The organism is Nocardia sp. NPDC056611 (assembly GCF_042792755.1).
GTDB lineage: Bacteria > Actinomycetota > Actinomycetes > Mycobacteriales > Mycobacteriaceae > Nocardia.
In genome coordinates this window covers 1,003,318-1,016,515 of the sequence record NZ_JBHTVV010000001.1, presented here as the reverse complement: position 1 = coordinate 1,016,515, position 13,198 = coordinate 1,003,318, and the positions used below count along the sequence as shown (strand labels likewise).

Genomic DNA, 13,198 nt, shown 5'->3' with positions numbered 1-13,198 from the left:
CCCAGGGTCGGATCGGCTCCCAGCCGCCGGCCCGGGTGCTCAATTCCGACGGCAATCCGTCGCCCGCTGAGTATTCGGGGAGGCGGTGGCGCATGATCGATTCATGAGCGGTGGCGAATTCCGGCTGGTATTGCTTCGACACGGGGAGACGGCCTGGTCGGCCGCGCGCCGCCACACCGGGCGGACCGATGTGCCGCTCACCGAGATCGGTGAGGCCCAGGCCCGGGCGGCCGGAAAACTGCTGTACGACCTGGACCTGTCGAATCCCCTGGTGCTCAGCAGTCCCCGGCAGCGGGCGCTGCGGACCGCCGAACTGGCCGGGCTGACCGGGGTCATCGTGGACGACGACCTGGTCGAGTGGGACTACGGCGAATACGAGGGCCTGACCACGCCGGAGATCCAGCGGATGTCGCCCGGCTGGACCATCTGGACCGGGGAGGTCCCCGAGGGCGAGACCGACGACCAGGTCCGTAAACGCGCCGACCACGTGCTGGCCACGGTCATTCCCGAACTCGCCACCCGCGACGTGGTGCTGGTCGGGCACGGTCACTTCTCGCGGGCCCTCATCGCTCGCTGGGCCGAGTTCGAGGTGACCGAGGGCCGCCGGTTCTTCCTGTCCACGGCCGCGGTTACGGTGCTGGGACACGATCATCGAGCGCGAACCGTACTCGCGCACAACCTGGTCGCGCCGCTCGACCCGATGGAAGGGACCTCCGCATGATCCGCCGCGCCACACCCGACGACGTTCCCGCGCTGGTGGGTCTGGTCCACGATCTGGCCGAGTACGAGAAGGCCCCCGAGGAGTGCACGCTCACCGAGGAGCAGCTCCGGACCGCGCTGTTCGGGCCCACGCCCGCGCTCTACGCGCATGTCGCCGAGAGCGATCACGGCGTGGTGGGCTGCGCCATCTGGTTCCTGAACTACTCCACCTGGAAGGGCGCGCACGGGATCTACCTGGAGGATCTCTACGTCAAGCCGGAGGCGCGCGGGCGCGGGCTGGGCAAGAGCCTGCTGGCGACGCTGGCCCGCGAGGCCGTGGAGCAAGGGTACGCGCGGGTGGACTGGTCGGTCCTCACCTGGAACACCCCGAGCATCGACTTCTACCGGTCCATCGGGGCCGAGCATCAGCACGAGTGGACCGGCTACCGGCTGGCCGGCGCTCCCCTGGCGCGCCTCGCGACGCACGCCGACGACTGAGAGCCGAGAGGCCCGGGAAAGCGCTCGCTCACCCAGGAGGTGGGCGAGCGTCCAAAAATCGGCTCAGCGGCCGCTGAGCCGGGCGCGCGGCGCTACTCCGCGTCCGAGCCGTACCCCTCGGCCATCCACTTGACCGAGGCGGGCGCGAACAGCGCGCCCAGGGCGCCCAGCGCCAGCAACCCCAGCGGCGTCCCGAATTCGGGCCGCCCCGAGGTGAACATGTAGTACGCGACACCGAGCAGCAACAGCTGGGTCAATGTGGCCAGCGCCCGGCCCCACCGCTTGCCGCGCATGAGCGTGAGCCCCGCCGCCAGCACCGCGCCGCCGAGGATCGCCGCGTACCCGGCGGTGAGATAGCTGTTCTTCGCGCTCTGCGCCTCCCCGTTCAGGCCGACGATGATCAGGATGACCATCGCCACCAGCCCGGCCGCGCCCTCGAGCGCGACCAGCGCCCCCGCGACCCGCACGGTCGCGGGCACGCCCCCGGCCTGCGCGGTCCCGCCCCCGGTGTCGCCCGCCGACTTGCTCTCGCCCTGGTTCTGCTCAGCCACGCCCCCAGCCTACGACCGAGCGTCGTTGGCGAACGCACCCGCACGGCGTTCGACCAGTTGAGAACTGGCACTGGAAGGTTCGCGGCCGTCTCGTTCCGGACTGCGCCCCGCCTCCCCGCGCTCGAAGCGGAAGCGGAGGAACGGAGGAGGGAAGAACGAGACTTCGGGGCCGCGAACCGGCCGGAGCGAAGCGGAGGCAGAATGGCACCGTGCGGACGCTCCTGATCGTGAACCCGAATGCCACTTCGACCACTCGGTCCACTCGCGATCTACTCGCCCACGCACTGGAAAGCCGCACCGAACTCACCGTCCGCCACACCGAGCACCGGGGGCACGCCGCCGAATTGGCGAGCTGGGCCGCCGACAGTCGGATGGATCTGATCGTGGTGCACGGCGGCGACGGCACCGTGAACGAGACCATCAACGGCTTCCTCCCGCTGCCCGGACAGCCGCAGCGTGAATGGCTGCCGCGGCTGGGCATCATTCCCGGCGGTTCGGCGAACGTGTTCGCGCGCTCGCTCGGCATCGAGCCGGATCCGGTGACCGCGACCAATCAGCTGATCGATCTGGTGGCCGACAGCGCGGACCGCCGCATCGGTCTGGGCGTGGCCGACGATCGCTGGTTCTGCTTCAGCGCGGGAGTGGGCCTGGACGCGGATGTGTGCGAGGCCATCGACGAGAAGCGCGCGAAGGGCAAGGCGGCCACGCCCGCTCGTTATCTGCGCACCACGGTCAAGCAGTTCTTCCGGGCCAAACGCCGTGCCCCGCAAGTGACCTTGGACATTCCAGGTCACGAACCGGTCACGGATGTGCATTACGCATTCGTTACCAACGCCAGCCCCTGGACGTATCTCGACAACACGCCCGTGGTCACCAACCCGGGGACCACATTCGAATCCGGTCTCGGGGTGTTTGCCATGCGCACCATGGGAGTTCTCCCCACCTTGATGGTCGCGAGACAGTTGCTGGCAGCCCAGGGGGATCCCAAGGGCCACACATTGTTTCGCGAGGACGACGTACCGGGCGTAACCGTCACGGCGGAAGAACCGATCGGGTTGCAAATCGACGGCGACTTCATCGGTCGACGCAACATGGTGAATTTCACAGCCGTCCCGGATATCCTCGGTGTGGTCGCGCCCAAGCCCTAGCCGGCTCGACACACCTGAGAAAACTCGTTGTTGCGCTGCGAAAACCCGCTAGACCGAGTACAAATGACACGGCGGACCCCCATGTAGGGGTCTTACAGCGTGAGCTTCCCCACGGTGCACCAGGTATCTATTGACATCTACGGTGTTCGTGAAAGCATTCACAAGCAACCGTGCGGAAACATTCGAGTCGCACAAGTGAACGGACCACAAAACCCGAGGGGCAGCGCCATGCGCGCCCTAGCAAAGGAGCAGAGGAATGGACTGGCGCCACAAGGCCATCTGTCGCGACGAGGACCCCGAGCTGTTCTTCCCGGTGGGTAACAGTGGTCCGGCGCTCGCGCAGATTGCCGATGCCAAGCTGGTCTGCGCTCGCTGCCCTGTCACCGCTGACTGCCTTTCCTGGGCCCTGAAGTCGGGCCAGGATGCCGGCGTGTGGGGTGGAATGAGCGAGGACGAGCGTCGCGCGCTGAAGCGTCGCAACGCGCGCACGCGCACCCGCAGCGTCGTCTAACCACCTAGACGACAAGGCGTTACGGCCCACCCCAGCCTCGGGGCCGCAGCGCAATTCGGCCCGGCACCAACACAGGTGCCGGGCTTCAGTGTGTAAAGGGGAAGACCACCTCTCGGGGGCACGAATTCCCGGCAATTCCCGATCAACGGGATTCGCGCCTCGAACGAAAGTTCGGGCGCGGCTTTTCAGCTCACGCCCGAACTTATGCGTCGAAGTTGATATTTCAGCGCGCGGAGCGCCGGCCGAGCGGAACTCGCAGCACCGCGTCGGTTCCGACATCGGCTCCGGGGTGAAGTCCGATCGAACCGCCCAATTCCGCCGTGACCAGTGTGCGGACGATTTGCAGGCCCAACCGGTCGGAGGCCTCCAGGCTGAATCCGTCGGGCAGGCCGCGGCCGTCGTCGCTGATGATGACGTCGAGCCAGCGGGCCGAACGCTCGGAACGGATTGTGACCGTGCCGTTCTCACCCGCGTCGAAGGCGTGCTCGATGGCGTTCTGCACCAGCTCGGTCAGCACCATGACCAGCGGCGTGGCGCGTTCGGCGGAGAAGACGCCCAGGGATCCGGCGCGGCGGACCTTGATGCGGGCGGTGTGCACGGTCGCCACATCGGCCATGATCGGCAGCAGGCGGTCCACCACCTCGTCCAGATCGACCTCTTCGTCAACCGACATCGACAACATTTCGTGCACGGACGCGATGGAGGTGACCCGGCGGACCGATTCGGTCAGCGCCAGGCGGGCCTCCTCGTTCTCGGTGCGGCGGGCCTGTAGGCGCAGCAGCGCGGCCACCGTCTGCAGGTTGTTCTTCACCCGATGGTGGATCTCGCGGATGGTGGCGTCCTTGGACAGCAGCGCGCGGTCGCGGCGCTTCACCTCGGTCACGTCGCGGACCAGCACGGCGGCGCCGCCGAGCTCACCGTGCGGCCGCAGCACCAGGGTGCGCAACAGCACGGTGGCGCCGCGCGCCTCGACTTCCATTCGGCGCCCGCCCTTTCCGGCCAGGGCCGCCTGGATGTCGCCGACCACCTCCTGCGCGTCGAACGGGTCGGTGATGAGCGAACGGGTGGTCAGCGCCAGGTCCTGGCCGACCAGATCGTTCTGCAGACCCATGCGGTGATACGCCGACAGCGCGTTGGGGCTGGCGTAGACGACGGTGCCCTCGGTGTCGAGGCGGATGAAACCGTCGCCCGCGCGCGGACTGGAATGCGAGCCGGTGCGGTCCTCGAGCGCCGGCCAGGTGCCGTCGGCGACCATCTGGCACAGGTCGTCGGCACAGGACATGTACGCGATCTCGAGACTGGACCGCATCTTGCGGCGCTGGGTGTCGGTGTCGCGCCCGAGGACGGCGATGATGTCGTCGCCGACCCGCACCGGAATGGCCTCGCGCATGGCGTGCACGGGATGCGGGTGATAGACCCCGGTCAGCGCGGTGTCGGCCTCGAAGCGCTGGATATCGGCGTTCAGCAGGGCCTCGAACACGTGCGGATTCGACTCTTTGGTGGCGTAGCCGCCGACCAGGTCCTCCGGATGCACGGTGGGGGCGGTGGTGGGTCGGCACTGGGCCACGCAGACCACCTCCGCGCCCTCGGTCACCGGCCCGGTCCCCACCCAGAGCAGCAGATCCGCGAAGGACAGATCCGCCAGCAGCTGCCAATCCCCCACCACCCGCTGCAAATGGTCGACGGCCGCGCCCGGTAGATCGGTGTGCTCGGCCAGTAGCTCACTCAGGGTCGACATTCACCCACACTCCTCTGTTCCCACGTCGCGTGTATGTTCCCACGCGACACGGCAAGGATGCGTCAGGAGCGGCTGAGGGCTCGTATCTCAGGAGATGACGGCGATGAGGTCGCCGGGCTGCAGGACGTCGCCGGGCTTGACGTTGATCGAGGCCACGGTGCCGGGGCCCTCGACGATGACCGGGATCTCCATCTTCATCGACTCGAGCATGACCACCGGGTCGTCGGCCTTCACTTCGTCGCCGACGGAGACCAGGATCTCCTGCACGGTCGACACCATCTCGGCCAGCACTTCCTCAGCCATGAACACCTCTCGTCTCGAGTGACCTGTAGCCCCTGAAGGTACAGCAGATCATCCGTGAAAGAATGGCGACCGACTGAAGGGAGATTACCTATGGGTAAGCGTGGACGTAAGAAGCGTGGCCGCAAGAAGAATGCCGCCAACCACGGCAAGCGGCCTAACGCCTGAGCTGCTTCGATAAGCTCGAAAACTGCTGAGCGGCACCACTTCCCACCGGGGAAGGGTGCCGCTCAGCTGTATCCGGGATGTCTTATTCGGCCGTTTCGGCCCGGGTCTGGATGACCGTGTAGCTGGTCCGGATCTCCATGGTCAGACGCTGACGCAGGGAATCGGGCGCGCGGTCGCCACCGCACTTGCGGTTCAGCAGCGACTTGAGCTTCTCCTCCAGGCCGTAGGCCTCCACGCACGGCGAACACCGGTCGATGTGCTCACGCAGGCGGGCCTTGACGGTCTCGTCGCACTCGTTGTCCAGGAGCAGCCACACATCGGCGAGCACCGCCGAGCAGTCCAGTTCTTCCATCTCGTCGCTCACTGGGTTACCTCCTCGCGCGCCGCATCGCTGCCCGACCGGTTGAATCCACGTTCCCGCGCCACGTCCGCGAGCAGGCCCTTGAGCTGCTTGCGGCCCCGGTGCAGGCGGGACATGACAGTACCGATGGGAGTACCCATGATCTCGGCGATTTCCTTGTAGGGGAAGCCCTCCACGTCGGCGTAGTACACCGCCATCCGGAACTCCTCCGGCAGCGACTGCAGAGCGGCCTTGATGTCGTCGTCCGGCAGGGCCTCGAGCGCCTCCATCTCCGCGGAGCGCAGGCCCTGGGAGGTGTGTTCGGCGGTGGCGGCGAGCTGCCAGTCGGTGATCTCGTCGGTCGGATACTGCGCGGGCTGGCGCTGCTTCTTCCGGTACGAGTTGATGTAGGTGTTGGTGAGGATGCGGTACAGCCAGGCCCGCAGGTTGGTGCCCTCACGGAAGGACTTGAAGCCCTGGTAGGCCTTGGCGAAGGTCTCCTGCACCAGGTCCTCGGCATCGGCCGGGTTGCGGGTCATGCGCAGGGCCGCGCCGTAGAGCTGGTCCAGCAGCGGCAGCGCGTCGCGTTCGAACCGGGCGGCCAGTTCGGCCGTCGATTCGGAGCTCCGGGCACCGGATTCGCTCACTTCGTCGTCATAGTCGACCGCTTGGTCGTCACCGGCGTCGATGCTGTCCGCATCGTCATCACGCCGGCGATCGACCATGTCGTCGTCGCTCGTCACGCTAATCCCTTCGGTCGCCGTAGCAATTGAATCTACCGCGAACAGGGATTCGGCCCGGAAACCGGTTGGTCGCTCCTCGAGCAGAACGGACACCGACTCCTCCTTGGTCATGGGATCGAGTGCTTCCCGTCCGTGGGCCCGACGGTTGCCGAGAAGCGCGTATCGCATGCAACAGGGTGAACGCTCCGCCTGTTCCCACACTCTGAAATCGGCTTGCGCGCGGTGTCTAGGGTGAGCCGCATGGCCGCTTCTACTCCCGCGATCAAAGCCCTGGTACAGGCGAAGGTGGAGCATCGGGTGCACGCGTATGCCCATGACCCGCGCAGTGATTCGTACGGCGCGGAGGCGGTGGACGCGCTGGCGGCCGAGGTCGGGGTGAGCGCCGGGCAGATCTTCAAGACGCTGGTGATCGAGCTGGGTTCGGGCGGGCTCGCGGTGGCGGTGCTGCCGGTGCCGACCACGCTGTCGCTGAAGGCGGCGGCCGCGGCGCTGGGCGGCGGCAAGGCGGCGATGGCGGACAAGGCGAAGGCCGAGCGCACGACCGGCTATGTGCTGGGCGGGATTTCGCCGCTGGGACAGAAGAAGCGCCTGCCGACGGTCGTCGATTCCTCGGCGCTGGAGTGGGATCGGGTGCTGTGCAGCGCGGGCCGGCGCGGACTGGAGATCGAGCTCGCGCCCGCGGATCTGGTGCGGCTGACGGGGGCGGTGACCGCGGCGGTCGCGGTGGCCTGACCTGCCGATTCATGGGCGAATTGTCCGATTCGGCCGTGAGTGGAGACACAACCTCCGGAAATCCCTTGCCAAGTGACAACTATGTCGGAATACTTGCGCCGTACAACTAGTTGCCTTTTACAAGCAATTGTCCGACGCAAGGAGGTGAGACCGACCGTGACCGACGATGACCCGGCGCCCACCACCGACATCGACGACGGCCTTGTCGATGCCATCGCCTACGAGATCGCCCGGCTCACCAAGCTGCGCGATCGCACCAACGCACAGATCTCGGCCCTCACCGGCGGCGAGATCGAACCGGCCGCGTTCAGCATCCTGTTCCAGCTGATCCACGGCGGCCCGAAACGCTCGGGCGCGCTCGCCGAGGCTCTCTACTCCGACGCCTCGACCATCAGCCGCCAGGTCGCGAGCCTGGTCAAGCGCGGACTCATCGAGCGCCGTGCCGACCCCGCCGACGGCCGCGCCAGCGTCCTCGACGTGACCCCCGCGGGACGCACCGTGGCCGCCCAGATCCGGGCCCGCCGCAACGACTCGCTGCGCGACATGCTCACCGACTGGACCCCCGGCGAACGGGAGGTCTTCTCCCGGCTGCTGCATCGCTTCGTCGACGGCTACGAGGGGACCCGGCAGCGCATGCTGGCCGATATCGCGGCCCACAAAGACCTGAAATCCTATTACGAACCCGCGGAGAGCAATTCGTGACAACCCAAGCCACAGCGGCGGAGCCGGAACTCAATTCGGCCGGCTTCACCCACAAGCAGATCCTGGTGATCATGAGCGGCCTGATGATGGGCATGCTGCTGGCCGCCCTCGATCAGACCATCGTGTCGACCTCCATCCGCACCATCGCCGATGAGCTGCAGGGCTATTCGGCGCAGGCGTGGGTCACCACCGCCTACCTGATCACCTCGACGCTGGCCACCCCGCTCTACGGCAAGCTGTCGGACATGTACGGCCGCAAGCCGTTCTACCTGGCCGCCATCACCATCTTCGTGGCCGGTTCACTGGCCTGTTCCATGGCGACCTCGATGTACCAGCTGGCTGCCTTCCGGGCCTTCCAGGGCCTGGGCGCGGGCGGTCTGATGTCGCTGGCGCTGACCATCATGGGCGACATCGTGTCCCCGCGGGAACGCGCCCGCTACCAGGGCTACTTCCTGGCCGTGTTCGGCACCTCCAGCGTGGTGGGACCCGTCATCGGCGGTCTGCTCTCGGGCACCGACCAGATCCTGGGCGTCACCGGCTGGCGCTGGGTGTTCCTGGTGAACGTGCCGGTCGGCATCCTCGCGCTGGCCGTGGTGACCCGCGTGCTCAAGCTGCCCAAGCGTCCCGGCACCAAGGTCGCCATCGACTGGATGGGCATCTCGGCGCTGATCGTCGGCCTGGTGCCGCTGCTGGTGATCGCCGAGCAGGGCCGCGAATGGGGTTGGACCAGTGGACATGCCATCATCTGCTACGCCCTCGGCGCGTTCGGCGTGCTGACCTTCATCGCGGTCGAGGCCAGGCAGGGCGACGCCGCGCTGATTCCGCTGCGCATGTTCAAGAACTCCACCTTCGCCCTGGGCGTGCTCATCTCGGTGGTGGTCGGTGCGGCCATGTTCGGCGGCATCACCCTGCTGCCGCAGTACCTGCAGGTGGTGCAGGGCGCGAGCCCGACCAAGGCGGGTCTGCTGATGCTGCCGCTGGTCGCGGGCATGATGACCGGCTCGATCCTGGCGGGTCAGCTGATCTCGCGGACCGGACGGTACAAGTACTTCCCGCCGGTCGGCGCGGGGCTGCTCACCGCCGGCCTGTTCCTGCTGCACCTGGTCTCGGCCGACACCAAGCTGTGGATCGTCATGATCTTCATGGCCATCACCGGCTTCGGCCTGGGCAACCTGATGCAGCCGCTGACCCTGGCGCTGCAGAACGCGTTGCCGCCCAAGGACATGGGCGTGTCCACCGCCGCCGCGACCTTCTTCCGGCAGATCGGCGGCACCCTGGGTGTGGCGGTGTTCCTGTCGGTGCTGTTCACCCAGCTCGCCCCGAACATCACCACCTCGCTCGAGTCCGCCGCCCAGCAGCCCGCCTATGTGCAGGCCATCAAGGACGGCATGACCAGCGACAACCCGGTCGACAAGCAGGTCGCCCAGGGCCTGGTCGCCAAGGATCCTGCGGTCGCGAACCAGGTGCTCAACGACAGCTCGGTCATCCAGAAGCTGGACCCGACCCTGGCGCATCCGTTCAAGGAGGGCTTCGCCGAGTCCATGGACCGGGTGTTCCTGGCGGCCACCGGCGTCGCGCTGATCGCCTTCCTCCTGGTGCTGTTCTGGAAGGAGGTGCCGCTGCGGACCGCGGGCGGCATCCAGGCCCGGGACGAGGCCGCCGAGCAGGCGGATCCCGCGACGGTCTGACCGGCGACAACCGAATCGACAGTGCCCTCGCCGCGGAGACGCGGCGGGGGCACTGTCATTTCACTATCCCGGCGGTTCTCTGTGAGTTACTGGGGAGCGAGCAGTGAGGTCGTTGTGAACGTGTGCAGTCCGCAAGGTCCGTTTCGAACCGAGGATGTGATGCGGTTTATGTCTCGCCATCGGCGTATTCACACAATTGCCGCCGCCGGAGTACTCGCGCTGGCGCTGAGCGCGGGCCCGGTGACCATCGTGACCGCGACGGCCGCGCCGGTCCCGGTGCCCGTCGCGCCGCAGGGCCCGAGCTTCCCGGATCCGGGAGCCCCCGGCGGAGGGGCGGCGCCCAAGAAGGACGAGAGGGTCGACAAGGCCGAGAAGCTCGGCGGCGGAATCGTCACCAAGATGATCGACTCCATGGCCGACACCTTGAAGTGCGCGCTGAATATCGGCATCCCGACGGTGAAGTGCGGCTGATCCGACCGCACAGGACTCCCGTGCCCCGCTGCGTCCCGCGGCGGGGCACGATTCGTGAAGGTAGCGAGTCAGATCAGGCTGATCTGACCCGCGTGTTCGTCGACGGTCGCCAACAGGTCCGGGCCGTTGTTCTTGACGCTGTTCACCAGCGACGGCACCGCACGGATCACGATGTCCGAAACCGCCGCGGCGGCAGGCGTTTCCAGCAGTTCCTCCGGGGCCGGGTGATCCGGGTCCAGCCAGGCCGCCCAGTGCTCGCGCGGCATGGGCAGCGGCATGCGGTCGTGCACCTTGGTGAGATCGCCGACCGCATCGGTGGTCAGGATCGTGCAGGACAGCAGCGGCTGTGCGGCGTCACCGAGCTCGCGGTCGCGCCAGACCGACCACAGGCCCGCCATATAGAGGCGGCCGCCGTCGGCGCGGGACATGAAGTACGGGCGCTTGACGGCCTTGCCCGTGCCGCCCGCCTCGGTGATCCACTCGTACCAGCCGTCCATCGGCACCAGGCAGCGGCGCTTCTTCACCGCGTCGCGGAAGGAGGCGGTGGTGGCGGCCTTGTCGGCGCGGGCGTTGAAGAGCGGTTTGCCCTTCACCGGGACGCCCGGTTCGGCGGTCTTGGTCCAGGGTGGGATCAAGCCCCAGCGCATGGCCCGGAGGCGCAGGGCGGCCGGGTCCTCGGGGTGGTCGCGGTCGTGGCGTTCGACGACGGTGAGCACCTGGTTGGTGGGGGCCACGTTGTAGTTGGGGTCGAAGCCCTTGTCGCCGGTCTCGTCGATGGCGTCGAGCTCGACGGCCAGCTTCGCGGGATTCGTCGTGGTCGCGTATCTACCGCACATGCCTGCCATGCTGCCACCGGTCACCGACACCCACCAGGACCACCGCGCCCGCGAATCGAATCGCCATCAATGTGATGGCAATTGACATCACTTGGACGGTGTGAGACGTTCGTCTCATCACACTCTCATCAAGGGATCGCCGCACAATGACTGCAACCGAAGCTGCCCCGCTCGATCAGGCCGAGACGCTGACTTCCGTCAACCCTGCCACCGGCGAGGCCCTCGCCACCTACCGGATCGATGATGAGGCGGCCGTGCGCGCTGCCGTCGCCAAAGCCCGCAGCGCCGCCGCCACCTGGGGCGCACTGAGCTACGCCGAGCGCAAGAAGCACGTGCTGCGCTGGGGCAGCAAGCTCGTCGAGAAGTCCGACGAGTTGTGCGAGCTCATCCACGCCGAGAACGGCAAGCCCGTCGACGACGCGTTCCTCGAGCTCATGTTGGCGCTCGAGCACATCAAGTGGGCCGCCTCCAACGCCGAGAAGGTGCTCAAGCCGCGCAAGGTCGCGCCGGGCGCGTTCATGGCCAACTTCGCCGCGCACCTGGAGTACCGCCCGCTGGGCGTGGTCGGCATCATCGGCCCCTGGAACTACCCGGTCTACACCCCCAACGGCTCCATCGCCTACGCGCTGTCCGCGGGCAACTGCGTGGTGTTCAAGCCGAGCGAATTCTCCACCGGCATCGGTAATTTCGTGGCCAAGGCGTTCGCCGAGGCGAACCCGGAGCTGCCGGACGGGGTGTTCATCACCATCAACGGCTACGGGGCCACCGGCGCCGCGCTGGTGAAGTCCGGCGTCGACAAGCTGGCGTTCACCGGGTCCACCGCGACCGGGAAGAAGATCATGGCCTCGGCCGCCGAGTCGCTCACCCCGGTGCTGCTGGAGTGCGGCGGCAAGGACGCGGTGATCGTGGCCGCCGACGCCGACATCAAGGCCGCCGCCGACGCCGTCGCCTGGGGCGCCACCGCCAACTCCGGACAGACCTGCGCGGGCGTCGAGCGCGTGTACGTGGACAAGTCCATCGCCACCGAGTTCGTGGCCGAGGTCAAGCGCATCCTCACCGACATCAAGCCCGGCTCCGACGACAAGGCCTCTTACGGGCCGATGACCATGCCGAGCCAGGTCGACATCGTGCGCCGGCACATCGAGGACGCGTTGAAGAACGGCGGCACCGCGGTGCTCGGCGGGCCCGAGTCCGTCAAGGGCTCCTTCATCGACCCGGTCATCCTGGTCGACGTGGACGAGTCCTCGGAAGCGGTGTGCGAGGAGACCTTCGGCCCGACCGTCACCATCCGCACCGTCAGCGGCGTGGACGAGGCCGTGGAGCTCACCAACAAGAGCAAGTACGGCCTGGGCTCGGCGGTCTACTCCAAGAAGCAGGGCATGGAGATCGCCCGGCGACTGGAGGTCGGCTGCACCTCGGTGAACTCGGTGCTGTCCTACGCCGCCATCTCCGGCCTGCCCTTCGGCGGCGTCCGCGATTCCGGCATCGGCCGCATCCACGGCGCCCCCGGCCTGCTGGAATTCGCCCGCCCGCACTCGATCGCGGTGCAGCGCTTCACGATTCCGGGCATGGCGCTGCTGTCCTACACCCGCACCGACCGCACCATGAAGCTGCTGCGCAAGATCGTGCCCCTGGTGCACGGCCGCGCGAAGTAGGCGAAACACCCACTGCGACAACGCCGGTTCCCGCGGGGACCGGCGTTGTGCGTCAGGTGGTCGGCGGCAACGGCGGTGCGGCGAAGAACTCCTCGAGCGGGGTCGGGCCGGTGTAGCGCCGGCAATTGCACCGCGCCCAGGCTTTGATGCCCGCCCCGGTCTTGCGGAAGTTCTCGGCGTGGCAGTGGCCCGCTTCACGGTCGTGCAGGGCCAGGTCGTGGCCGCAGCCACAGAGCGCCGGACTCGGCTGCTCGGACTTGGTGCGGCGGGGGCCGAATCGGCCCGCGAGCCAGCCGCCGCCGACGAGCGCGCCACCGATTACCAGGCTGATGGGATCGATCACCCACCCAGCATACGTACTCGTATACGTATACGTCGAGGGTTGCGGTCCGGGCGAGAACGGGACGTGCGCCCCCCG

General features: G+C 67.6%; 17 protein-coding genes. 10 read left to right on the top strand and 7 right to left on the bottom strand.

Annotation, left to right across the window (positions count from 1 at the left end; all coding sequences use genetic code 11):
• Positions 1 to 103 precede the first annotated feature (103 nt).
• Together ACFRAQ_RS04650 and ACFRAQ_RS04645 are read left to right on the top strand one after the other, a co-directional pair.
• Positions 104 to 721, top strand: coding sequence for an acid phosphatase (locus ACFRAQ_RS04650; protein ID WP_379094144.1), 618 nt, complete (start codon positions 104 to 106; stop codon positions 719 to 721).
• Positions 718 to 1,197: a GNAT family N-acetyltransferase gene (locus ACFRAQ_RS04645; RefSeq protein WP_379094141.1), complete on the top strand. Its 480-nt coding sequence runs from the start codon at positions 718 to 720 to the stop codon at positions 1,195 to 1,197. Before ACFRAQ_RS04650 ends, ACFRAQ_RS04645 begins: the two co-directional genes overlap by 4 nt.
• Positions 1,198 to 1,289: 92 nt before the next feature.
• Here the strand turns inward: ACFRAQ_RS04645 and ACFRAQ_RS04640 are convergent, their stop codons facing one another.
• Entirely contained in the window at positions 1,290 to 1,748 is a 459-nt protein-coding gene (locus ACFRAQ_RS04640; protein WP_379094138.1) for a hypothetical protein, read from the bottom strand.
• A gap of 209 nt (positions 1,749 to 1,957) precedes the next feature.
• Here ACFRAQ_RS04640 and ACFRAQ_RS04635 point away from each other — a divergent pair, with 209 nt between their 5' ends.
• Positions 1,958 to 2,896, top strand: a complete 939-nt coding sequence (locus tag ACFRAQ_RS04635) for a diacylglycerol/lipid kinase family protein (protein WP_379094135.1) — start codon at positions 1,958 to 1,960, stop codon at positions 2,894 to 2,896.
• Positions 2,897 to 3,152: 256 nt separating this feature from the next.
• Positions 3,153 to 3,407, top strand: coding sequence for a WhiB family transcriptional regulator (locus ACFRAQ_RS04630; RefSeq protein WP_033087439.1), 255 nt, complete (start codon positions 3,153 to 3,155; stop codon positions 3,405 to 3,407).
• A gap of 223 nt (positions 3,408 to 3,630) precedes the next feature.
• On the opposite strand, the gene ACFRAQ_RS04625 is transcribed toward ACFRAQ_RS04630, so the two are convergent.
• Positions 3,631 to 5,145 carry a histidine kinase N-terminal domain-containing protein gene (locus ACFRAQ_RS04625; protein WP_357283632.1) on the bottom strand — a complete coding sequence of 505 codons (1,515 nt, stop codon included), beginning with the start codon at positions 5,143 to 5,145 and terminating at the stop codon, positions 3,631 to 3,633.
• An 87-nt stretch (positions 5,146 to 5,232) separates the two neighbouring features.
• Positions 5,233 to 5,448: a biotin/lipoyl-binding carrier protein gene (locus tag ACFRAQ_RS04620; protein WP_213559751.1), complete on the bottom strand. Its 216-nt coding sequence runs from the start codon at positions 5,446 to 5,448 to the stop codon at positions 5,233 to 5,235.
• A gap of 90 nt (positions 5,449 to 5,538) precedes the next feature.
• On the opposite strand from ACFRAQ_RS04620, the gene ACFRAQ_RS04615 reads away from it, so the two are divergent.
• Entirely contained in the window at positions 5,539 to 5,613 is a 75-nt protein-coding gene (locus tag ACFRAQ_RS04615; protein ID WP_153805149.1) for a 50S ribosomal protein bL37, read from the top strand.
• Positions 5,614 to 5,695: 82 nt separating this feature from the next.
• On the opposite strand, the gene rsrA is transcribed toward ACFRAQ_RS04615, so the two are convergent.
• Together rsrA and ACFRAQ_RS04605 are read right to left on the bottom strand one after the other, a co-directional pair.
• Positions 5,696 to 5,965: a mycothiol system anti-sigma-R factor gene (rsrA, locus tag ACFRAQ_RS04610; protein ID WP_379095824.1), complete on the bottom strand. Its 270-nt coding sequence runs from the start codon at positions 5,963 to 5,965 to the stop codon at positions 5,696 to 5,698.
• Between the two features lie 8 nt (positions 5,966 to 5,973).
• Complete coding sequence (locus tag ACFRAQ_RS04605) at positions 5,974 to 6,702, bottom strand: sigma-70 family RNA polymerase sigma factor (RefSeq protein WP_379095821.1); 729 nt, start codon at positions 6,700 to 6,702, stop codon at positions 5,974 to 5,976.
• Positions 6,703 to 6,936: 234 nt separating this feature from the next.
• On the opposite strand from ACFRAQ_RS04605, the gene ybaK reads away from it, so the two are divergent.
• The 4 genes from ybaK (at position 6,937) to ACFRAQ_RS04585 (ending at position 10,289) form a co-directional block, all read left to right on the top strand.
• Entirely contained in the window at positions 6,937 to 7,428 is a 492-nt protein-coding gene (gene ybaK, locus ACFRAQ_RS04600) for a Cys-tRNA(Pro) deacylase (RefSeq protein WP_379094131.1), read from the top strand.
• 156 nt (positions 7,429 to 7,584) lie between these two features.
• Entirely contained in the window at positions 7,585 to 8,130 is a 546-nt protein-coding gene (locus tag ACFRAQ_RS04595; protein WP_379094128.1) for a MarR family winged helix-turn-helix transcriptional regulator, read from the top strand.
• Positions 8,127 to 9,818: an MDR family MFS transporter gene (locus ACFRAQ_RS04590; RefSeq protein WP_379094126.1), complete on the top strand. Its 1,692-nt coding sequence runs from the start codon at positions 8,127 to 8,129 to the stop codon at positions 9,816 to 9,818. Before ACFRAQ_RS04595 ends, ACFRAQ_RS04590 begins: the two co-directional genes overlap by 4 nt.
• Positions 9,819 to 9,986: 168 nt before the next feature.
• A complete protein-coding gene (locus ACFRAQ_RS04585; RefSeq protein WP_379094124.1) occupies positions 9,987 to 10,289 on the top strand; it encodes a hypothetical protein in 303 nt (100 codons plus the stop codon).
• A 68-nt stretch (positions 10,290 to 10,357) separates the two neighbouring features.
• Here ACFRAQ_RS04585 and ACFRAQ_RS04580 read toward each other — a convergent pair whose 3' ends face one another.
• The gene (locus tag ACFRAQ_RS04580; protein ID WP_379094121.1) at positions 10,358 to 11,125 is read right to left on the bottom strand and encodes an SOS response-associated peptidase; all 768 of its coding nucleotides are present in this window, start codon (positions 11,123 to 11,125) and stop codon (positions 10,358 to 10,360) included.
• Between the two features lie 146 nt (positions 11,126 to 11,271).
• Here ACFRAQ_RS04580 and ACFRAQ_RS04575 point away from each other — a divergent pair, with 146 nt between their 5' ends.
• Positions 11,272 to 12,780, top strand: a complete 1,509-nt coding sequence (locus tag ACFRAQ_RS04575) for an aldehyde dehydrogenase family protein (RefSeq protein WP_379094118.1) — start codon at positions 11,272 to 11,274, stop codon at positions 12,778 to 12,780.
• A 52-nt stretch (positions 12,781 to 12,832) separates the two neighbouring features.
• Here the strand turns inward: ACFRAQ_RS04575 and ACFRAQ_RS04570 are convergent, their stop codons facing one another.
• On the bottom strand, positions 12,833 to 13,123 hold the full coding sequence (locus tag ACFRAQ_RS04570; protein ID WP_379094115.1) for a hypothetical protein: 291 nt from the start codon (positions 13,121 to 13,123) through the stop codon (positions 12,833 to 12,835).
• Positions 13,124 to 13,198 lie beyond the last annotated feature (75 nt).